Origin of the sequence: Streptococcus suis YS161 (genome assembly GCF_002760245.1) — a bacterium.
Lineage (GTDB): Bacteria > Bacillota > Bacilli > Lactobacillales > Streptococcaceae > Streptococcus > Streptococcus suis_I.
The window spans coordinates 63,495-82,250 of sequence record NZ_ASCA01000006.1; the positions used below are offsets into that span (position 1 = coordinate 63,495).

Genomic DNA, 18,756 nt, shown 5'->3' on the forward strand with positions numbered 1-18,756 from the left:
CCTAAATAAATAATACTGCAATGATAAACATTATCAGTAAGATGATGGCCCAAAAAAGGATTTTGTTTACCTTACTGCGGAAAGCTTCTCGCTTGATGGTTTCGATACGGCGACTTTTTACTACAGTAGGTTTGACCGGGATTCGGATGGTTTGTCCCTCTTCATATCCCTGATAATCTTCTTCTAGATATGGATCGAATAGAGCATCATCCATTGATATATCCTGGTTTGGACGATAGTGTCCAAACTGGCTAGATTGGTCGGAATACTGTTTCTTTTTCGCTTTCTCTAAAATTTCATCCGTCAACAAGGGCTTGCCCATTGCTAGTTTCCTACTTTCTCATGAGTTGTAAATATTGGATAGCCATGATGGTCTTTGCATCACAAATATCGCCAGTAGCCACCAAGTTCAAAGCCTCTTCCAAGGTTACCTCATGTAATTCGATCACCTCATCTTCATCCATTGGACGAGGATTTTCAACCTTGATAAGGTTATCTGCTAAATAAAGGCGAATTCGTTCATTACAGAAACCGATGGCTGAATAGAAATCTGCCAACAAGGTCAGTTTGTCACTAGTATAGCCTGTTTCTTCTTCTAATTCACGCAACGCAGCATCTTCAAGCTTATCTTCTTCGCCCAGCTCCAATTTCCCCGCCGGAATTTCATAAATAGTACGTTCAATGGCCTTGCGGTATTGTTTGACCAAAATCATTTTACCTTCTGGGGTAACGGCTAAAACGCAAACTGCTCCCTTGTGGAAAATGAGTTCGCGCTTACCAGTTCCACCATTTGGCAAGGCAACATCATCTACTACTACATCAAAAATGTGCCCTTTAAAAATTTCTGTCCGCTCAATGGTTTTTTCTTCAAAATTCATACGATTACCTATTTTTGACTTGGATGGAACGGAAAACGAGTCGCATAACCTTCTTTGTTTTCTTGACGACCACGACCAATACCGATGGCATCCTCTGGAATGTCTTTTGTAATGACAGAACCTGCAGCCAACAAGGCGTTGTCCCCGATAGTTACTGGTGCGATAATGGTTGAGTTAGAGCCAACAAAGGCATTATCTCCAACGGTTGTTTTAAATTTATTTTTACCATCGTAGTTGACAGTGATGGTACCAGCACCAACGTTAACATTATTGCCAATCGTTGCATTTCCTAGATAGGTCAAATGACCAGACTTCGTTCCTTGACCAAGCGTAGAGGCCTTGATTTCCACAAAATTTCCAACGTGAACATCTTTTTTCAAGAGACTGCCTGGACGAATATGGGCGTATGGTCCTACCGTCACACCTTCTTCAATGACAGATTCTTCAATATCTGAGTTGCTGATGACGACATCTGCTGCAATTTTGGCATCACGCACACGAGTTCCATTGGTTAAAACAGTACGTTCACCAATCACCGTTTGCCCTTTCAAGACAACATTAGCTTCAATAACAGCTTCTGCACCAATCTCAACATCAATATCAATATAGGTTGCATCTGGGTTGATAAATGTCACACCATTGACCATGTGTTTTTCATTGATTCGTTTGCGCATAACAGCTTCTGCAGTCGCAAGAGCGACGCGATCATTGACACCCAAACTTTCATCAAAATCACGCAAGACATAAGCACCGACCTTCTCGCCTGCCTGACGGAAAATCGAAATAACATCTGTCAGATAGTATTCACCTTGGGCATTGTCCGTATTAATATCTTTAAGCGCTTCAAAAAGACGTTTATTATCAAACAAGTAGGTTCCTGTATTGATTTCTTTCACTTGTTTTTCAAAATCGTTGGCATCTTTTTGTTCAACAATTTTTTGCACTTCCCCATCAGCATTGCGAATAATCCGACCATATCCGAATGGGTTATCAGCCTGAGCTGTCAAGATAGTCGCAACATTCTTGTGGCTGACATGGAAGTTAATGAGGTTCTTCAAGCTTTCTCCTGTAATCAGCGGTGTATCTCCTGCGATAACAAGGGTCTGACCTTCCAAACCTGCAAGAGCTGGCTCAGCCATCATAACGGCGTGGCCTGTCCCCAACTGTTCAGATTGAAGGGCGAATTCTGACTGACCTTCGAGAACTGCTTGGACCAATTCTGCCTTGTGACCGACAATCGTTACTGTTTTAGCAGGTTCCATAGCATCAACTGCACGTTTGACATGCTCCAACATGGTAATTCCTGCCACTTTATGTAGGACTTTTGGCAAGTCAGACTTCATGCGAGTACCCTTCCCCGCCGCTAGAATAATTGCATAGTTATTGCTCATAGTTTTCTCTCTTTTCAATGATATACTCCTATTATAGCAAATTTTAGTTTTTTTGAAAAATAACGAAAGGAGCTTGATAGGATTCGATACAATACAGATTATTCAGCATTATTTACAGAACCTGATTGGCCATTACTGTTAGAGCGTTCAAGGAAAAACAAACTCTTCCCTCCGCCAAAAATAGCAAGCACTTTTTACTAGAATCCGATAGGGTAAACCAGTTTAAATTCTTCACAGACGACCAGCATATCTTCTGAGAAAGACAGGCCTGCTTCTGCCAGCCAGATAGTGAAAAGCTCTTCATGGACCTGTCGCCAGTGGACCAGACTTTTCGCTTTTATGTCAGACAAGTCACCTCCCTGACGGAACTCGCCCTCCTTATAGGCATGTTCTTCCGTCACTTGGGAAAAGGGCATCACATAGACCTTGGTGGTCTGGATAATGCAAACAGCTTGACCTTGTCCGTCCAGAATGATATCGTAGCCACCAGCTTTGGGGATTTCTTCTCCCTCTACTGCGTAGAGGGCATGGGCAGAGCTGGTCGAGGATTTGATGCCTCTAGCCACCAAATCAGCCAGTCGATCAGCTTCCGCCCCAAAAGCCCAGGCCTCTGGTTCAGGACCAGCTTGGGAATTGATGGCAAGAAATTCTTGCCAGAGTTGTGTCGGGGTCATGGTTTTTCCTTTCTAGACTGCCATTCCTCTCTTGTCAGCAGGCTCACGCGTTCGGTACGGATCTCATCAATGAGCGAGAAATGCACATCTTCCAAGAGGTATTGGTAAACAAAACCCAGTTTTTCTTGAACACGCAATGATTTGCTATTTTCTACAAAAGCACGACACCAGACTTTCTCTAAATTCAATTGGGAAAAGCCGTAATCCAGTAAAACTTGACTAGCCTCTGGCACCAGGCCTTGTCCCCAAAATGAATGACCAATCCAATAACCAATCTCGGCCTCTGAGTCAGGCAAATCAAGACCACCTTGTTTACCAAGCATGAGCCCGATACTGCCAATCACCTGTCCTGTTTCTTTGAGAACAAGGGCGTAGGTTTCTGGTTGGCTAAGGACTGTCTTGATAATTTCTCGACTTTCTTCCACGCTCTGATGAACAGGCCAACCCGCTGCAGGACCAACTTCATGATGACTGGCCTGAGAAAATAAGTCAGCTGCGTCTGTTTCACTCCAAGGGCGGAGCAAGAGACGATTGGTTTCAAGAATCATAATATTCCTTTCTACTTCAAACTCCAGCCGCCGTCGATGGTGATAATCTGGCCTTGCATGGAAGCGAGTTTTCCAGTAGCCAGCATGAAGGTCAGCTCTGCTATTTCGCTGGGCTGGGTCCAGCGTCCGATAGGGGTCTGGTCTGCCACCCAGTCCGCTAGGCCACCAGTCTCAAAGTCCTTCTGGGTCATTCCTGTCTGAACGGCACCAGGAGCAATGCCGAAGACCTGGACCTTGTCCTTGGCATAGTCCAGTGCCAGCTGCTTGGTAAAACCTGCCAAAGCATGCTTGGAGGCGGTATAGGCTGAGCCTCCTCCACCTGCTAGACTGGAGGCAATGGAGCACATATTGATAATGATGCCTGACTGTCTATCCACCATTTGCTGCAGATAGGGACGGGTCAGTCTAGTCACCGCAAAAAAATTGACCGTAAAGATGCGAGCTAATTCATCCTCCTCAATATCGAGGTGGGGACGGTAATCGTCTAGTATGCCTGCGGTGTTACAGAGGACATCGACTGTCTGGCACCATGAAAAGACGGGCGATAAATCGCCTGTCAGGTCCAGCTGTAGAAAGTGGAAATCGCCTGCCAAATCAGGCTTGCTGGCCTGATCAATCCCGTACACACGCCAGCCATTTTCCAAAAAAATCCCTGCCTGCGCTAGTCCGATACCGCTGGAAACTCCTGTGATGAGGGCTGTCTTAGTCATGGACTTCTACCCAGTCGGTCGCAAGGACATCGCAGGGAGTCGGGCTCCACATGGAGAAGCCCTCACCCTCGCCAGTCACGTTGATGAGGAAGTAGGGCGTCGCCTCCAGCTTCTGCCCGTGGACCTCAATGGTGTCAAAGAGCTGGACGTAGTTCTCCGCCCCACCCCAGCCTGTGCGAACGTACTTTTTCTTGGCCTTGAGGCCGGGTAAAATCTCTTCAAATGTCATTTTAAACTCCTTTATTCTTCTATCTTTCAATCATTATACCAAAAAATCAGACTACTCTAAAGAGTTGCCTGATTGTATTTCTACACCATATTCTCCTTTTTCAATAGGAAAAATGTGCCTGCAAGCGTTGAGAAAAAGGCAAGAACCATAAAGAGCAGAGGCAACCAACCTGTCCAGTCCTGCGGTCCGTAGCCAAACTGACTAGCCAGCAGCTGACTAAAGCCGCTGAGCACCGTTAGCACATAGGCTGGAATCAAGGTATCTACAATTGCTGACTTACTGCGATAGTAGAAGAGACCAGCTGCGATTCCTAGAATCACCAAAAGACTGGCCCACAAAGGCAGGGAAATGCCCTCATAAAACTGACGGCTAATCCAAAAACGCAAGATAATTAACCCTACAAAGCTAAGTCCCCAAGTCCCCATCAGCAAATAGGACTTGATTTTTGACCGTTCATAGACTAGGTTCTTTAGGATGAAAAATGCAGAGCTGGGTAGAATGAGCGCCAGAAGCAAATCGCACAGCAAGCCCCGCCATTCTAGAACCATTTCACCAGTCACTCCAAACAAACCTAAGAAAAACCAGCTAATATAGACCAAGGAAATCAATCCTGTTAACCGCAGACCATAGTACCAGCGAATAGGCGGCAGGTCAGACAAGAGTTCATCCGCCATCTGCTTACTGTCTTTGCCTAAAAAATCCTCTGCTGACTGACCATCTGCTTGAGCATCCAAGGCATCTTGGTAGATAGAAAGCAAGAGTTCCGTCGCTCTTTCCTCCTGCTCATGAAAGGCTGACGCCAGTATCAAGTAAGCATGGAGCTTACGCATATAGGCCTTGTTTTCCTTGGTCAACTTCCCCTGTAAGCTGCTAATAGCATTCAAATTTTTCTGTTGCTTGTTCATCTTACTTCTCCTTCCTCACCAACAAAACCGCAGTTCCAATCCAAAAGGCCATGGCTGGAAGAATCACCAACACCAGATTGAGCCAAACTGGGACGGTCATAACCATATTTACCACACCGCCAACAATCATAAAGAGATAGCTTGGTAAAAAGACATAGCGGACTAATTTTTCCTTTTGGAAAAATAGCAGAGCGAGACCGAGCAAGGTGAGTGGTACTAGTAGCCCCCAGCCAGTCAAGACTAGGTCAGGTTCCTTGGGGATTGCCCAGAGACGAAGTCCGCAAATCAGGAGAAAAAGAAGGGGGATGCAAAGAACGCTTGCCCAAACCTTGATTTTGCTGGTCTGGTAAATCAAACCGCGAATGAGGAGGAAAATCCCTGCTGGCAGGAGGAAACTGAGAGCCGTGTCACACACCAAGCCCAGCCAGTTGAGCGAAATGGTGCCTGTCCCTGCAAAATCCATCAACCATTGGCTACCAAGGTAAATGATGAGCATGAGGCCACTCAGGTTTGCGACTTCCACGAAACCAATCGGAGGAAGGTAGCTGAGTAGGTCGTCCGCCATCTGTTTGCTGTCTTTGCCCAGAAAATCCTCCGCCGAAAGCCCGTCTTTTTGAGCTTCCAGAACATCTTGGTAAATGGATAAAAGCTGGGCAGTCACTGCTTCTTCCTGCCTGTGAAAGACAGAGGCAATCATCATATAACCATTGATACGGCCCATGTATTCCTTGTTTTCCTTGGTCAGCTGGCTTTCAATCACTTCAATCTGCTTGCGGTATTCCATTTGTTTGCTCATCTTATTCTCCTTTCAATCGCTGAACCTTTTGGACCAATTCCGTCCACTGGCTCCAAAAATCTTCTAGATAAGCCTTGCCCTGGTCTGTAAGATAAAAATACTTCCTGTCTGGTCCGTCTGGCGAGGGCTTGTTCTGACTAAAAATCAGGTCATTTTTTTCTAACTTCTGAAGGAGGGGATAAACTGTCCCTCCGACCATGTTTTCAAAGCCCTGATTTCTCAATTCCTGAACCAGCTCATAACCATAAATCTCCTTCTGACTGATAATTTGTAAGACACAGCCGTCTAGGACACCTTTGAGCATTTGGGTTTCTTTCATAAGTCCTCCTCTTCCTCTGCAAAAAATCCAAACATCAAGCCTGACGCTAACAGGATGCCTAAGATCAAAATAGAATCCAAGGCCCAGCCAGTTATAATGGTCGTCACAAGCGTGATACCTGCTAGTTCCCTATCTTCTCGCCTCATCTTTTCCAATTTCATCTTTCGTCTTATCTAGTTTGTAATACCGACTAGTCTGATAAAAATAAAAGTGATTTTCTTTGTCTTCCATCACTAGTTTGTTTTACCTATTAGCTTTGTATCTATAGTGTAACACAAGACAACTAGTTTGTAAAGCAATATAGTGAAAACTGAGTAAAAAAAATCAACACTACTACTCAAAGTTAGTGTCAACATCTCACCGCAGTGGTTGATTGGCAGATTTGTTCGTGTCTTACACTCCAAATCTGACCTAATCAACTGTGCGGGGGTGGGAAGACGAACTCTTTTTACTAGTCGAGTTCTTTCCCACTCCCAAAAACTTGGGTCACCCCAAGTTTAGGAAATAATTTGTTTGTAAGATCGTGTTGTGATGGCATAGACTACTAGGTAGAGGAGGAGATAGCCACCACAGATGCCTGCTGTCACCTGTAACATAAGCCCAGCATTAACCACGCCGATAGACAACAGAATGGATGATAGCATTTTGTAGGCAAAGGCAAGATGGACAAAGGCAAGTAAGATAGGTAAGAAAAAGACGGTCAGCAATTGCTTGCGAATGGACTGTCTCGCCTGATCCTCATCCAGACCAACCTTGGTCATAATGACGAAGCGATCTCTGTCTTCATAGCCTTCTGAAATCTGTTTGAAGTAAATCACCAGCACCACCGCCATCAAAAAGATGAGCGAAAGCAAGAGGCCGATGAAGAAAAGTGAACCTGCAAAACTGAAGAAACTACGCATCGCATAGGCACGGTAGGCGAGACTGATCGAGTTGGTACCATCTGGAAGAATATTAGAGCTCCACAGTTCGCTTTCAAAGTTTCCAAATACGAAAGCATCATAGCGATCTACCTGTTCTTCTTCTGGCAGACTGCTTTCAAAGCCCATATAATAGCGATTTTCAGCTTGATTTTCAAAAACAGCCAAGTCTTGAACAACAATGACCAGATACTGGCTGAGAAGGAAGGAACCATGGTCTGGCAGATGTCCCAAGGTCACATTCTTGGGCAATACTTGAGCAATCTCCATCTCCTTTTCATCAAATCTGAGAGGTTGATCGGCTTGATACTGGACTCCCTTACTATAAATGGCCACTTGGTCAGATGCCAACTGGAGTTTTTCTCCCGTCATCTTTTCATAGGTGGCTTGATCAAGGACAAAACCAATACCCACTCGGTCAGAGAAAGCCATACCAGCAGCTTCTTCACCCGTCAAAAATTTTATTTGCTGATTTGTCACCTCAGAAAAATAGGCTTGTTGGTAAGGATAGACCACCTTACTTTCCACAGGGATTTCCGTTTCTTCAAAGATGGCATCCGCCCACTCTTCCCACTTCTCAACTTGATTTTTTAAAGTGGTTGGCTGCATTCCAACATCAATCGAATAGTCATTTGGATTCTGGTTGGTGATATAATCTTTGCCACCGATGTAAATATTGAGTCCTCCAACCATGGTCACCAAGAACATGCTAGAGAGGATGGTAATGGTCGCAAGGCCTAGAGCATTTTTCCGCATACGGAAAATCAAGTTGGATACAGAAATGAAATTATCTGGCTTATAATAATAGGTCTGACGGTTCTTTAACCAGTTTAACAGACTGATGACACCTGCGTGGAAAAGCAGGTAAGTCCCAAGGATAACCAGAAGAGTCGCTCCAAAGAAACTTGGAATAGCCTGCATCGGACTGGTCACTAGTTGTGCAATGGCATAGCCTGCCCCCAATAGGATAAGGGCTAAGAGAGTTTGTAGCCAAAGGAAGCCTGTTTTCTTATCCCCACGTTTCTTGCCCTGAACTAGTTTGAGCGAGTCGGTCAAGCCCAGTTTCCCAATATTAAAGAGACTGACCAAGGCGAAAATGCCAAAGAGATAAACAACTACAATACCCAAGGTTTTTAGCTGAAAAGTTGATGCCAAAACCACAGGCATTTGCATGACTTTCAGCAAGAGGGCATAGAAGAGTTTGTCCAAGGTCAAACCTAGCAACAAGCCTGTCAGAATGGTACCAACTGCAAAAATTAGATTTTCCAAGAAGGTCATCAAGAGGAGGTGTTTCTTCTCCAAGCCTAGAATGCTATAGACACCAAACTCTTTTGACCGCTGCTTCATAACAAAACTATTAGCATAGAAGACCATGATGGCAACTGCCAACATGACCACAATCATACCGAAGCCCAAAACCATGGTTACCCCATTGGCTCCCTTGACCTGACCTAAATCAGGATGAAAGGCCAAAGAAGTAAAAATATAGGCAATGGCTGTGGACAAGATGGTCATTAAGGCATAGGGAAAATAGAGCCTGCGGTTCTTTTTGAGATTGGTCAGAGCCAATCGAAAGGTTAGTCCAAACATACTACTCACCTCGATTCGCCATGACTGTCAAGGTATCTGAAATCAGTTGATACATTTCCTGACTAGTTCGTTCACCACGGTAGATTTGATTATAGAGAATACCGTCCTTGATAAAAAGGACCCGTTTGGCACGACTGGCTGCAGCTGTAGAGTGAGTCACCATCAGAATGGTCTGCCCCTGCTGGTTAATCTGCTCAAAAACATCCAATAAGGTTGCAGATGATTTGGAGTCGAGGGCTCCAGTCGGCTCATCTGCTAAAAGGATTTCTGGCTGGGTGATGATGGCACGTGCCACCGCAACCCGTTGCTGCTGACCACCCGAAATCTCGTAGGGCATCTTGTCTTGTAAGGTCGCAATTCCTAGACTATTCAGTGTATGAACCAGTCGCTTGTTCATCTCATCAATCGGATAGCGAGACAAAACCAGAGGCAAGAGCACATTGTCCTTGACCGAGAGGGTGTCCAAGAGGTTGAAATCTTGGAAGACAAATCCCAATTTCTCCCGACGAAAGGCTGCAGCCTCCCTGCTCTTAATCGTTTCTGTATTGACACCATTAAGCAGGACCTTGCCCTGCGTTGGTTTATCAAGGGTTGCCAAAATATTGAGCAAGGTAGATTTTCCAGAACCAGATTCCCCCATAATCGCCACATACTCACCCTCTTCAACGGCAAAGTGAATATCCTTCAAGGCCTCAACCTGTCCCGCCTTAAAGCGAGAACTATAAATTTTTTGAACGTGTTGCACATCTAAGAGCGTCATCTTACTGCCTCCTTTTCTTTTTCTACCCCCATTCTAGCCCATCCTCCGACAAGCTGCCATAGCCCTAGCTTTCATTTGCGTGACAATTTTGTAAGATTAGTCAAAAATCAGCTCCACTTCTATGATGCCTATTCGCACTTCTGTTCCCTGACCCACTTTGGAGCTTAGTTTGAGGGAATAGCCCAGCTCCGCAGCGATTTTCCGAGAGAGATAAAGTCCCAGACCCGAAGACTGCTGGGTTCTGCGGCCATTGAAACCTGAAAAACCACGCTCAAAAACCCGCTCCAAGTCACTCTCTGCAATACCTATTCCTGTATCACGAATAACCAAATCATCTCCATCCAGAGCAATCGAAATACTTCCCCCCTGACAATATTTGAGGGCGTTGGATAGAATCTGCTCAATCAAGAGACCCAGCCAGCGTTTGTCGGTCTTTACTGTCCTATCCAGCTGTCCCAAATCCAAGCTGGTATTGGCCTGAATAAAAAAGAGGGAATATTTCTTGACCAGACTTCTGACCAGTTCTGCCAAATTGACAGATTCAATAACCAAATCATCATGGAAGGATTGTAAACGGAGGTAGTTCAAGACCAAACCTGTGTATTGCTCAATCTTGAACAATTCCGATTCTAATTGATGACGAACTGGACTACTATCTACTTCCTTAACCAAGAGCTGACTGGCTGCAATAGGTGTTTTCATCTGGTGGGCCCAGAGGGTATAGTAATCATCTAATTCTGTCTGTTCCTGACGCTGTTTTTCAATCAAGAGCTTGTTCTGGACTTCTAGTCGCTCCACTTTTTCCTGCAACAAACGCTCACTGGCTGTCCCAGTAGCTACTTTTTGACCACGCCAGATTTTTCCAAAGCGGGAAAATTCCCTGAAAAAATCCCAGAGTAGGGCGAGGAGCCAGCAGATAGTGAGCAGGGTGAGGGCGTAGAAAGCCACGTTTCTTTTGATGTCAAAGAGGCTACTATAAGCCAGAATGGTCGTGGCAAAAACGGTGTAGGCTATCAGAAAAATCAAGCGATGACCAAGCCATGAGGTCAAAAATCCTGGTACTAATGAGCCAAAATCATCCTTATTCATGTGTCCACACCAGGCCGTAGCCTACTCCTTTCTTGGTCGCAATCACATCTGGCAAACCCAGTTCTGCCAACTTTTTACGCAGGCGTGCAATGTTTACCGACAGGGTATTGTCATCCACAAAAATATCACTGTTCCAGAGTTCTCTCATCAGCTCCTCACGGCTGACGACTTCCTTGCCATGTTCAAAAAGCACCCGTAAAATCTGAAATTCATTTCGGGTCAATTCCTCTACATCCTGTTTATAGGACACCTGCATGGTCTTCAAGTCCAAGGAAACTTCTTCAAACCAGAGCAAACTTTGTTCGCCGACAAAGTCATAGGTTCTTCTGAGAAGCCCCTGTATTTTGGCCAGGAGAACCGTCATTTCAAAGGGCTTGGTCACATAGTCATCCGCCCCCATATTGATCGCCATAACAATATCCATTGGCTGGTCATGGGAAGACAAAAACATAATGGGCACACGGGATGTCTTGCGAATTTCCTGACACCAGTAATAGCCATTGAAAAACGGCAGACCAATATCCAGCAAAATCAAATGGGGCTGAAACTCTTCCATCTGTTCCAAAACCATCTGAAAATCTTGGACCTCTTGCACCTGATAACCCCAGTTTATCAAGTTTTTAGCAACTAGTTGGCTAATCGTTTTATCGTCCTCGATAACTAAAATCTTTTGCATCGCTCTCTCCCTTTTTCATATATACTATATATTATAGCCTATAAATCACAAAATGGTTCGATTTTTCTAACAAACAATCTCAAACTAAGATTTGTCAGACCAAGCATATTTCGTTATACTAGATAAAAAAGGAAAGGACTGTTATGCCGAATTTATTAACCTATCTTGAAGAAACTCAATACGATAATTTTTATGATAAACCTATCAATAAGCTAGATATTCTGGCTCTGACCGAGCTTTCCTACCTCCCTTTTGATAATCTGGTTTCCTACTCTTTTACAGAAAATGGTGTACGACTTGATCGGTTGGCAGCGGCCTTTGAAGAGACCTACAAAAATAATTTCCCTCCCTTTTCTATGGTGACCAAAAACCGCCTAGCCTTACTAGGACTTCTAGCCAAATCCAAACGCTTCAAATCTATCAAGGCATTTGGCTTCGTTGACGATTATCAGTTGGAACAGGAAAAGCAGTTTTCAGCAATCAGCTATCGCATTAACCGAAAAACGATTGTGACTTGCTTCAGAGGAACAGATGACACTATCATCGGTTGGAAGGAAGATTTCCACATGACCTATATGGATGAAATTCCTGCCCAACGTGCAGCAAGTGGCTACTTAGAAAAACTTATGATGCAGCAGGGGGGCCATTTTTATCTGGCCGGTCATTCGAAAGGCGGAAATTTAGCCCTCTATGCAGCATGCCAGCAAGCTACAGACCAACAGGATAGAATCCTAGCTATCTATCCCTTTGATTCACCTGGCTTACACAAAAAACACTTGGAAGCACCTAGTTACCGAGCTATTCACCAACGGATTTTCCCTGTCATTCCCCAGAATTCAATCGTCGGTATGATGTTAGAAACACCAGAAAATGCTCAGATTGTTCAGAGTAATACCCTCGGCATTCTACAACATATCAGTTTTTCTTGGGAGGTTGACGGAAGCGACTTCAAACTAGCCCCTGCCCTGACCAGCGATAGCCTACAAACAGACCAAGCCTTAAAAACTTGGACGGCTAGTCTAACAGACGATGAATTACGAGACTTCTTCGATTTGTTTTTCGGCATCTTCATCAAAGCAGGAATTGAACGTTTTAGCGACATCACGGTAAAGCCCCTACAGAAATTACAAGAAATTGACCGACTGAGAAAAGAAATAGCTCCAGAAGAAGCTGAAATGGTAGACAAACTCATTCGGCTCCTCTTTGATACCCGTTATCAAATCTGGAGGGACAATATTCCAAGCCCTGAAATCTCTCTACCAGATTGGCGGAAACTTTTCCAAAGAAATACAACTGAAAATAAAGAAAACTAGCTCAACCACCTGAGCTAGTTTTCTTTATCAAATCTTCTTAAAAACTGGGATAATTTTCCTAATCCTTTGATTAGAGTTTCTTGTTCACAGGCATAGCCCAGGCGGACATAGCCCTCACGATCAAACCGATTGCCAGGGACTAGAAGAACACCATGTTCTTGCAAGAGTTGCAAGCAAAAATCTTCCATAGGCATATCCACTGCAATCTTGACAAAGCTGGTGGAAACAACCGCTGGACGGATATAGGAAACGAGGGGTTCTTCCTCAATCCATTGGTCCAAAATAGCTAAATTTTCTTCTAAAATGCGCCGATTTCTTTTCAAAATCTCTTTGCGAGATGCCAGAGCAAGTTGGGTCACCATGTCATCAAAGACACCTGCACAAATCATAGTGTAATCCCGATAATCTCTCAGAATATCGGTTACTTCAAGATTAGCAGCCACCCAGCCGACACGAATACCTGGCAGAGAATAGGTCTTGGATAAGCTATTTACAGCAATTCCTTTATCATAGACTTCTATAATAGATGGCACATCCAGCTCAGAAAAGGAACGATAGACTTCATCCGATAGAATGTAAGCCCCAACTTCACCAGCAATGGCTGCTAACTCCTCCAAATAAGCCCTATCCATAACTGCACCAGTTGGATTATTGGCATTGTTGATACAAATCATCTTGGTATTGGGACGAATGAGCTGACGTAGTTTTTCCAAGTCTGGCAACCAGCCATTTTCCTCTTCAATCTGCCACAAATCCACTTCTGCTCCCAAGGACTTTGGAATATCGTAGAGTTGTTGGTAGGTCGGATAAAGGGAAATGACATGGTCTCCTGGTTCAATCAAACTATAAAGAACTAACAAGTTTGCACCCGTTGCGCCATTGGTTTGAAGGATTTGTTCAGGACTGACCTGTTCGTAGAGCTGACTGACAGCTTCTTTAAACTCTGGCGAACCTTCTATCCAGCCATAATTGAGCCTAGTGCTCTGCAATTTTTTATAAAAATCTTCTGGATTAGTACCTGACAAGTCAAATAACTCTTCCAAAGTTAGAGCAGAAATGGACACTCCTGCAATGTCATAAATGGCGCTGTTTTCGTGGACATTCAGCCATTCCTCAACGCCAAAACGTGGTAGTTTCATAAATTTTCCTACTTTTATTTATTCTGTCCTTATTGTACCACATTCTCACGGAATCGTCTGGATAGACAAAGAAGAAGGTCGAACCGCCTAACGATCATTCTCCACATAAGGTGTCAGCCAAAGCTGTCCATCCACATACTCTGCCAGAAAAATATCCTTGAGCTGATAACTCTCTGCTTCAAGTTGTTCCAACAACCATTCCTGATTCTTGCCAATCAAGTCCAGAACAGCATCATTTATACGACCGTTGCTGATTAGAGGGAACTTAGGATTGCGGGAATGCTTGTCCAAAATTCTCAAGCTACCGCTGGGCTCCATAATGGCACTTTTGACATCGCTAGTCGATTGCAGACCGGCCATGCGGATATGGAGCATGAGTTGGTCAGCAGACAAGCCCACTCGCGTACAATTTTCCACATTGACCCGACCATTCTTGATGAGTAAGACGGGATTGCCAACCACCAAGGACTTAATCCACTTCTGATTGATCAGCAGTTTGACGACAATGACCACCAAGGACCAGATGAGGAGGACGATGACAAAGGTCAGCAGGGAAATGGAACTATTGTAAATAACCCCGCCGATAATCCCACCGAGGACATAGTTTTGAATTTGATTGAGTGGCGTATTGACCGAAAACTCATACTTTCCTAGGATATTGATCTGCAAAATCATCACAAAAATCCCAATAATAAATTTACAGGCTGCTAATACATACAAATCCATATTCTACTTCTCCCCGTTGATATAAACATTATGGTCAATGACGTGCGTGCGGACCAAGGTGTAGGAATTGTTGTCACTATTGAGGTGGACTGTATAATCTTCTCCATTGTAGCGGACAATAATCCCATCTTTTAAGGTCGTTGAATTGACATAGACCTCTTTTTCAGACACATCATTATCAATGGCTACGCTTTTGATAAACTGCGTCAGCACTTGCGACTGGGTAAAATCTTGATTATTTTGCATATAGTCTTCAACCTGTATGCCCAAGATGATAAACATAAGAATAACGATACCGATACTGATGTCCCGTAGCCGTGTATTGAGACGATTTTTCAAGTAGTAGAGCCCCGTAGCGATAGCTACCACCAGCAAGACAATCAAGGTCACAGACCGCAAAACGAGATTGAAGGATTGATTCTGAATAATGTAATCTAAATCATAAAAATTCATACAAAAATAGTCCTTTCCAAACAGATTTTCCTATTATAACACATTTTTACAATAAGAAAAACAGACAGAAATCATCTGCCTGCTCTGCTTTTTTCCCTTAAAACTTCCCTAAGTTCGTCAAATCTTTCTTCTCTGGCATGACTTCCTTGTTGTCCCAGTGCTCGACAATCTTTCCGTCTTTGAGGCGGTAGATGTCAAAGTGGGCGTAGTCCTGACCTGCAATCCAGACTTTCGAATAAGCCACCACATAGTCACCCTGTCCCATCACCTTGAAGACAAAGTCGCAGTTGACTTGATTGTCGGCAAGATAGTCCTTATAGGCTGCACCGCCTTGAGCGATTTCCTGGTTGTGCTGAATAAGATTAGCTGCCACATAGTCGTCAAACTTGTCGATTTCCCCATTTTGAAGGACATCGACCAAGAAACGACGGACGATTTTCTTGTTGTCCTCAGTCTTGTCTAGGTCAGTCAACTCAAAGTCTGCGTAAATCGGATCTGTTTGGCCAATGGTTTTTGGATAGGCATCAATGACATCCCAATGCTCGACGATACGACCATTTTCATCCGAACGGAAGATGTCCGCCGTCACCCACTCAGCCTCTCCATCATTGAGTTTCTGGTGGACATGGACAAAGACGAAATTTCCGTCTTCAATGGCACGAACAATATTTATTTCCCGCTTGGGATTGCGTTTGAAAAAGTCCTCAAAGAAAGTCGCAAAGCCCTCCTTCTCATCTGGTACACCTGTACTATGCTGGGTGTAAGTAGCACCCATGTAATGCTCATGGACTTCCTTGATTTCCCCGTCGCGAATGCCACGGAGGTAAAGATTTTTAGCATTTTCTAGTTGATTAGTCATGATTTTCTCCTATTTTAGTAGATTTTCTTTCTCGAGGTATTCCCTCGCCACTTGCTCTGCCGACTTGCCTTCCACATCGACCGCATAGTTCATCTGAGTCATTTCCTCGGTCGATATTTTACCCGCCAAAGCCTCCAAAACTTGCTCCAACTCGGGATATTTGTCTAAGGTTTCTTTGGTCAATAGCGGAGCGGCCTGATAGGGTGGGAAAAGCTCTTTGTCGTCTTCCAGGATTTTCAGCTTGTAAGAAACAATCTTGCTATCCGTTGAGTAGGCATCAACTAGCTGCACATCTCCATTTTTAATGGCTTCGTAGCGAAGGGCAGGCTCCATGGTTTTAACATTGAGATTGAGCCCATAGAGATTAGTCAGACCGACATTCCCGTCCTCACGGTCATTAAACTCCAAAGAGAAGCCTGCGACAGCTGTCTGCTGCACTTTTGCCAAATCCGAAATCTTCTCAAGAGCATTTTTTTGAGCATAGTCTTCCGTCACAGCCAAAGCATAGGTATTCTGGAAGGCCATTGGTGCCAAATACATCAGACCATCCTGTTCCAAAATCGCTTCTTTTGCGTAGGTATAAACCTCCTCAGGATTGTTGGACAGGTCAGACGGTGGACTAGTCAAAAGAGTGGTCGTAATAGTACCAGTGTACTCAGGGTAAATATCAATCGAGCCAGACTTGAGGGCTTCATAGAGGAAGCTGGTCTTGCCAAAGTTTGGCTCCAGCTCCACCTCGATATCCGTCTGGTCTTCAATCAAAAGCTTATACATATTGATGAGGATTTCAGGCTCTGCCCCTAGTTTCCCAGCGATGACTAGCTTTTTCGATGAAGACTGGCTGAGCGGAACATAGCTAGCTCCGACTGCCAAAAGTGTCACTAAGAGAGCCGCCAGAATGGTACGAGGCTTCTTGTCCTGCAAGAACTTGATGACTGAGCCAAAGAAGACTGCCAAGACTGCCGACGACACCGCACCAATCAAAATCAGAGCCGAATCATTGCGGTCGATTCCCAAGAGGATAAAAGAGCCCAAACCGCCCGCACCGACCAAGGCAGCAAGCGTTGCCGTTCCAATAATCATAATGGAAGCCGTCCGAATACCAGACATAAGAATAGGCATGGCCAGAGCCAACTGAAACTTATGCAGTTTTTCTAGCTTGGTCATCCCAAAAGCCGTCGCAGCCTCTTCCAGCGAGGGATCGATTTCCGAAAGTCCGGTCAAAGTTCCCTGCAAAATGGGGAAAATGGCATAAATAACCAGAGCCACCACCGCAGGCAGCGTTCCGATACCCATAAAGGGAATGAAGAGCCCCAGAAGTGCCAAGGAGGGAATGGTCTGGAAAACGCCTGTCATCTGCAAGCTCCACTCGGTCAACTTTTTCTTGTTAGACAAGACCAAGCCAAGCGGCACCGCAATGGCAATAGCAATAATCAAGGCCAGAAGGGAAATCCGCAGGTGCTCAAAGAGGGCTGTCAGCCAGTCCGCCTTACGTTCCAGAAAGGTTGTTACCAACTGATCCATTAGGCACCTCCCCGATTTTTCATAAATTCAACAACAAAGTCATTAGCAGGCTGGTTGCGAAGCTCATCAGGCGTGCCCAACTGGACTACCTCACCTGCCTTCATCAAACAGATACGGTCTGCCAGCTTAACCGCTTCGTCCATATCATGCGTGACGAAAACCGTTGTCATCTTGAACTCTTCATGCAAGTCTTTGATTAAGTCCTGCAACTGCCCTTTACTAATAGGGTCTAGGGCTGAGAAAGGCTCATCCATCAGCAAGACCTTGGGATTGGCAATAATCGCTCGCAGAATCCCAATCCGCTGTTTTTCTCCTCCAGATAAGTCCTTGGGCAAACGGTCCAGGTAACTGTCTGGATCCAAGCCTACCTTGGTCAAGAGTTCCCTGGTTTTGGCTAAGATTTCAGTCTTGTTCAAGCCCTTCATCTCAGGAATAAGAGCGATATTTTCAGCCACTGTCATATTTGGAAATAAAGCAATCTGTTGCAGGACGTAGCCAGTTTCCAAGCGTAGCTCACGTAGGTCAAAGTCTTTCAGCCGCTTGCCCTGAATCCGAATATCTCCGTCTGTCTGCTCAATCAGGCGATTGATCAGTTTCAACGTCGTTGTTTTTCCGCTACCGCTTGGCCCAATCAGGACAAAGAATTCTCCCTCTTGAATGTCAAAGGTCAAATTCTTCAAGATTGGCCCGCTGACCTGACAGGTCAAGGACACATTTTGGTACTCAATCATTCGTTTCTCCTCCTAAAATTTCCGTCAGGACCTGCCCATAGCGACCAAAGAGGTCTAATAACTGCTCCTGTTCTTCCAAGCTGAACTGGGACAGGGCTGTTTTTTCCGCTTCTTCCAAGGGGTCCAAAATCCGACTGGCAAAGACACGGCCTTCCTCGGTCAATTTGACCTTCTTATGCCGTTTGTCTGCTGGATTTTCCTCAAAAAAGACATAGCCCTTGTCCAGAAATTTCTTAATGGTGGCATTGACCACCTGCTTACTAGAGTAAGTCTTCTTACTGATCCAATTCTGCGTCACACCTCTGGATATATAATAAATAAACATCAAAATGGATAAGGACTTGCTGTTTAGCCCATGCCTCCTTGCATAGTCCTCATATAGACCATCCTGATTGTAAAAAATCCGAGCAAGTATCTTACTCCGCTGTCTCAATTCTGTCATCATCTTCCTCCCTCGTAAAATAAGTTTATGGGGATTTTTCAATCCCAAATTTTTAATGAGTGTAATAATGTTAACTTGACTATT

General features: G+C 44.6%; 23 protein-coding genes. 1 reads left to right on the forward strand and 22 read right to left on the reverse strand.

What is annotated here, in order from left to right; genetic code table 11:
• Position 1: 1 nt before the first annotated feature.
• The 15 genes from macP to SST111_RS00790 form a co-directional block, all read right to left on the reverse strand.
• Positions 2 to 322, reverse strand: a complete 321-nt coding sequence (gene macP / locus SST111_RS00715) for a cell wall synthase accessory phosphoprotein MacP (RefSeq protein WP_099809671.1) — start codon at positions 320 to 322, stop codon at positions 2 to 4.
• A 10-nt stretch (positions 323 to 332) separates the two neighbouring features.
• On the reverse strand, positions 333 to 878 hold the full coding sequence (locus SST111_RS00720; RefSeq protein WP_099809672.1) for an NUDIX hydrolase: 546 nt from the start codon (positions 876 to 878) through the stop codon (positions 333 to 335).
• Between the two features lie 8 nt (positions 879 to 886).
• On the reverse strand, positions 887 to 2,269 hold the full coding sequence (gene glmU, locus SST111_RS00725; RefSeq protein ID WP_015647164.1) for a bifunctional UDP-N-acetylglucosamine diphosphorylase/glucosamine-1-phosphate N-acetyltransferase GlmU: 1,383 nt from the start codon (positions 2,267 to 2,269) through the stop codon (positions 887 to 889).
• Positions 2,270 to 2,466: 197 nt separating this feature from the next.
• The gene (locus SST111_RS00730; RefSeq protein WP_099809673.1) at positions 2,467 to 2,943 is read right to left on the reverse strand and encodes an ASCH domain-containing protein; all 477 of its coding nucleotides are present in this window, start codon (positions 2,941 to 2,943) and stop codon (positions 2,467 to 2,469) included.
• Positions 2,940 to 3,491: a GNAT family N-acetyltransferase gene (locus tag SST111_RS00735; RefSeq protein ID WP_099776449.1), complete on the reverse strand. Its 552-nt coding sequence runs from the start codon at positions 3,489 to 3,491 to the stop codon at positions 2,940 to 2,942. The genes SST111_RS00730 and SST111_RS00735 overlap by 4 nt, the downstream gene beginning before the upstream one ends.
• An 11-nt stretch (positions 3,492 to 3,502) precedes the next feature.
• Positions 3,503 to 4,201 (reverse strand): 3-oxoacyl-ACP reductase, encoded by a 699-nt coding sequence (locus SST111_RS00740; protein ID WP_029187452.1) that lies wholly within the window; start codon positions 4,199 to 4,201, stop codon positions 3,503 to 3,505.
• Entirely contained in the window at positions 4,194 to 4,430 is a 237-nt protein-coding gene (locus SST111_RS00745) for a DUF2829 domain-containing protein (protein ID WP_004194840.1), read from the reverse strand. The genes SST111_RS00740 and SST111_RS00745 overlap by 8 nt, the downstream gene beginning before the upstream one ends.
• 80 nt (positions 4,431 to 4,510) lie before the next feature.
• Complete coding sequence (locus SST111_RS00750; protein ID WP_257211341.1) at positions 4,511 to 5,335, reverse strand: hypothetical protein; 825 nt, start codon at positions 5,333 to 5,335, stop codon at positions 4,511 to 4,513.
• 1 nt (position 5,336) lies between these two features.
• Positions 5,337 to 6,131 (reverse strand): hypothetical protein, encoded by a 795-nt coding sequence (locus SST111_RS00755; RefSeq protein WP_099809674.1) that lies wholly within the window; start codon positions 6,129 to 6,131, stop codon positions 5,337 to 5,339.
• 1 nt (position 6,132) lies between these two features.
• Positions 6,133 to 6,450 carry a PadR family transcriptional regulator gene (locus SST111_RS00760; RefSeq protein ID WP_024412443.1) on the reverse strand — a complete coding sequence of 106 codons (318 nt, stop codon included), beginning with the start codon at positions 6,448 to 6,450 and terminating at the stop codon, positions 6,133 to 6,135.
• The gene (locus tag SST111_RS00765; protein ID WP_099809675.1) at positions 6,447 to 6,611 is read right to left on the reverse strand and encodes a hypothetical protein; all 165 of its coding nucleotides are present in this window, start codon (positions 6,609 to 6,611) and stop codon (positions 6,447 to 6,449) included. Before SST111_RS00765 ends, SST111_RS00760 begins: the two co-directional genes overlap by 4 nt.
• Before the next feature lie 336 nt (positions 6,612 to 6,947).
• Positions 6,948 to 8,960, reverse strand: a complete 2,013-nt coding sequence (locus SST111_RS00775) for an ABC transporter permease (RefSeq protein ID WP_099809677.1) — start codon at positions 8,958 to 8,960, stop codon at positions 6,948 to 6,950.
• A 1-nt stretch (position 8,961) separates the two neighbouring features.
• On the reverse strand, positions 8,962 to 9,720 hold the full coding sequence (locus SST111_RS00780; protein ID WP_099809678.1) for an ABC transporter ATP-binding protein: 759 nt from the start codon (positions 9,718 to 9,720) through the stop codon (positions 8,962 to 8,964).
• A gap of 96 nt (positions 9,721 to 9,816) precedes the next feature.
• Positions 9,817 to 10,809: a sensor histidine kinase gene (locus SST111_RS00785; protein ID WP_099809679.1), complete on the reverse strand. Its 993-nt coding sequence runs from the start codon at positions 10,807 to 10,809 to the stop codon at positions 9,817 to 9,819.
• Positions 10,802 to 11,485 carry a response regulator transcription factor gene (locus tag SST111_RS00790; RefSeq protein WP_024377553.1) on the reverse strand — a complete coding sequence of 228 codons (684 nt, stop codon included), beginning with the start codon at positions 11,483 to 11,485 and terminating at the stop codon, positions 10,802 to 10,804. The genes SST111_RS00785 and SST111_RS00790 overlap by 8 nt, the downstream gene beginning before the upstream one ends.
• A gap of 143 nt (positions 11,486 to 11,628) precedes the next feature.
• Between SST111_RS00790 and SST111_RS00795 the strand changes: the two genes are divergently transcribed.
• A complete protein-coding gene (locus SST111_RS00795) occupies positions 11,629 to 12,798 on the forward strand; it encodes a DUF2974 domain-containing protein (protein ID WP_099809680.1) in 1,170 nt (389 codons plus the stop codon).
• Positions 12,799 to 12,812: 14 nt separating this feature from the next.
• On the opposite strand, the gene SST111_RS00800 is transcribed toward SST111_RS00795, so the two are convergent.
• The 7 genes from SST111_RS00800 to SST111_RS00830 all read right to left on the reverse strand — a co-directional run bounded on the left by SST111_RS00800 (position 12,813) and on the right by SST111_RS00830 (position 18,672).
• A complete protein-coding gene (locus SST111_RS00800) occupies positions 12,813 to 13,937 on the reverse strand; it encodes an aminotransferase (protein WP_099809681.1) in 1,125 nt (374 codons plus the stop codon).
• Between the two features lie 87 nt (positions 13,938 to 14,024).
• Entirely contained in the window at positions 14,025 to 14,663 is a 639-nt protein-coding gene (locus SST111_RS00805) for a DUF421 domain-containing protein (protein WP_099809682.1), read from the reverse strand.
• 3 nt (positions 14,664 to 14,666) lie between these two features.
• Entirely contained in the window at positions 14,667 to 15,116 is a 450-nt protein-coding gene (locus SST111_RS00810) for a DUF3290 domain-containing protein (RefSeq protein ID WP_024398248.1), read from the reverse strand.
• Between the two features lie 97 nt (positions 15,117 to 15,213).
• Entirely contained in the window at positions 15,214 to 15,975 is a 762-nt protein-coding gene (locus SST111_RS00815) for a nuclear transport factor 2 family protein (protein ID WP_099809683.1), read from the reverse strand.
• A 9-nt stretch (positions 15,976 to 15,984) separates the two neighbouring features.
• Entirely contained in the window at positions 15,985 to 17,499 is a 1,515-nt protein-coding gene (locus SST111_RS00820) for an ABC transporter permease/substrate-binding protein (RefSeq protein WP_099809684.1), read from the reverse strand.
• The gene (locus tag SST111_RS00825) at positions 17,499 to 18,230 is read right to left on the reverse strand and encodes an ABC transporter ATP-binding protein (RefSeq protein ID WP_099809685.1); all 732 of its coding nucleotides are present in this window, start codon (positions 18,228 to 18,230) and stop codon (positions 17,499 to 17,501) included. Before SST111_RS00825 ends, SST111_RS00820 begins: the two co-directional genes overlap by 1 nt.
• Positions 18,223 to 18,672 carry a MarR family winged helix-turn-helix transcriptional regulator gene (locus tag SST111_RS00830; protein ID WP_099809686.1) on the reverse strand — a complete coding sequence of 150 codons (450 nt, stop codon included), beginning with the start codon at positions 18,670 to 18,672 and terminating at the stop codon, positions 18,223 to 18,225. The genes SST111_RS00825 and SST111_RS00830 overlap by 8 nt, the downstream gene beginning before the upstream one ends.
• Positions 18,673 to 18,756 lie beyond the last annotated feature (84 nt).

Bases quoted from the DNA above. Each gene is read 5' to 3' on its own strand.
- macP (WP_099809671.1), bottom strand. From the start codon at position 322: ATGGGCAAGCCCTTGTTGACGGATGAAATTTTAGAGAAAGCGAAAAAG.
- SST111_RS00720 (WP_099809672.1), bottom strand. From the start codon at position 878: ATGAATTTTGAAGAAAAAACCATTGAGCGGACAGAAATTTTTAAAGGG.
- glmU (WP_015647164.1), bottom strand. From the start codon at position 2,269: ATGAGCAATAACTATGCAATTATTCTAGCGGCGGGGAAGGGTACTCGC.
- SST111_RS00730 (WP_099809673.1), bottom strand. From the start codon at position 2,943: ATGACCCCGACACAACTCTGGCAAGAATTTCTTGCCATCAATTCCCAA.
- SST111_RS00735 (WP_099776449.1), bottom strand. From the start codon at position 3,491: ATGATTCTTGAAACCAATCGTCTCTTGCTCCGCCCTTGGAGTGAAACA.
- SST111_RS00740 (WP_029187452.1), bottom strand. From the start codon at position 4,201: ATGACTAAGACAGCCCTCATCACAGGAGTTTCCAGCGGTATCGGACTA.
- SST111_RS00745 (WP_004194840.1), bottom strand. From the start codon at position 4,430: ATGACATTTGAAGAGATTTTACCCGGCCTCAAGGCCAAGAAAAAGTAC.
- SST111_RS00750 (WP_257211341.1), bottom strand. From the start codon at position 5,335: ATGAACAAGCAACAGAAAAATTTGAATGCTATTAGCAGCTTACAGGGG.
- SST111_RS00755 (WP_099809674.1), bottom strand. From the start codon at position 6,131: ATGAGCAAACAAATGGAATACCGCAAGCAGATTGAAGTGATTGAAAGC.
- SST111_RS00760 (WP_024412443.1), bottom strand. From the start codon at position 6,450: ATGAAAGAAACCCAAATGCTCAAAGGTGTCCTAGACGGCTGTGTCTTA.
- SST111_RS00765 (WP_099809675.1), bottom strand. From the start codon at position 6,611: ATGAAATTGGAAAAGATGAGGCGAGAAGATAGGGAACTAGCAGGTATC.
- SST111_RS00775 (WP_099809677.1), bottom strand. From the start codon at position 8,960: ATGTTTGGACTAACCTTTCGATTGGCTCTGACCAATCTCAAAAAGAAC.
- SST111_RS00780 (WP_099809678.1), bottom strand. From the start codon at position 9,720: ATGACGCTCTTAGATGTGCAACACGTTCAAAAAATTTATAGTTCTCGC.
- SST111_RS00785 (WP_099809679.1), bottom strand. From the start codon at position 10,809: ATGAATAAGGATGATTTTGGCTCATTAGTACCAGGATTTTTGACCTCA.
- SST111_RS00790 (WP_024377553.1), bottom strand. From the start codon at position 11,485: ATGCAAAAGATTTTAGTTATCGAGGACGATAAAACGATTAGCCAACTA.
- SST111_RS00795 (WP_099809680.1), top strand. From the start codon at position 11,629: ATGCCGAATTTATTAACCTATCTTGAAGAAACTCAATACGATAATTTT.
- SST111_RS00800 (WP_099809681.1), bottom strand. From the start codon at position 13,937: ATGAAACTACCACGTTTTGGCGTTGAGGAATGGCTGAATGTCCACGAA.
- SST111_RS00805 (WP_099809682.1), bottom strand. From the start codon at position 14,663: ATGGATTTGTATGTATTAGCAGCCTGTAAATTTATTATTGGGATTTTT.
- SST111_RS00810 (WP_024398248.1), bottom strand. From the start codon at position 15,116: ATGAATTTTTATGATTTAGATTACATTATTCAGAATCAATCCTTCAAT.
- SST111_RS00815 (WP_099809683.1), bottom strand. From the start codon at position 15,975: ATGACTAATCAACTAGAAAATGCTAAAAATCTTTACCTCCGTGGCATT.
- SST111_RS00820 (WP_099809684.1), bottom strand. From the start codon at position 17,499: ATGGATCAGTTGGTAACAACCTTTCTGGAACGTAAGGCGGACTGGCTG.
- SST111_RS00825 (WP_099809685.1), bottom strand. From the start codon at position 18,230: ATGATTGAGTACCAAAATGTGTCCTTGACCTGTCAGGTCAGCGGGCCA.
- SST111_RS00830 (WP_099809686.1), bottom strand. From the start codon at position 18,672: ATGACAGAATTGAGACAGCGGAGTAAGATACTTGCTCGGATTTTTTAC.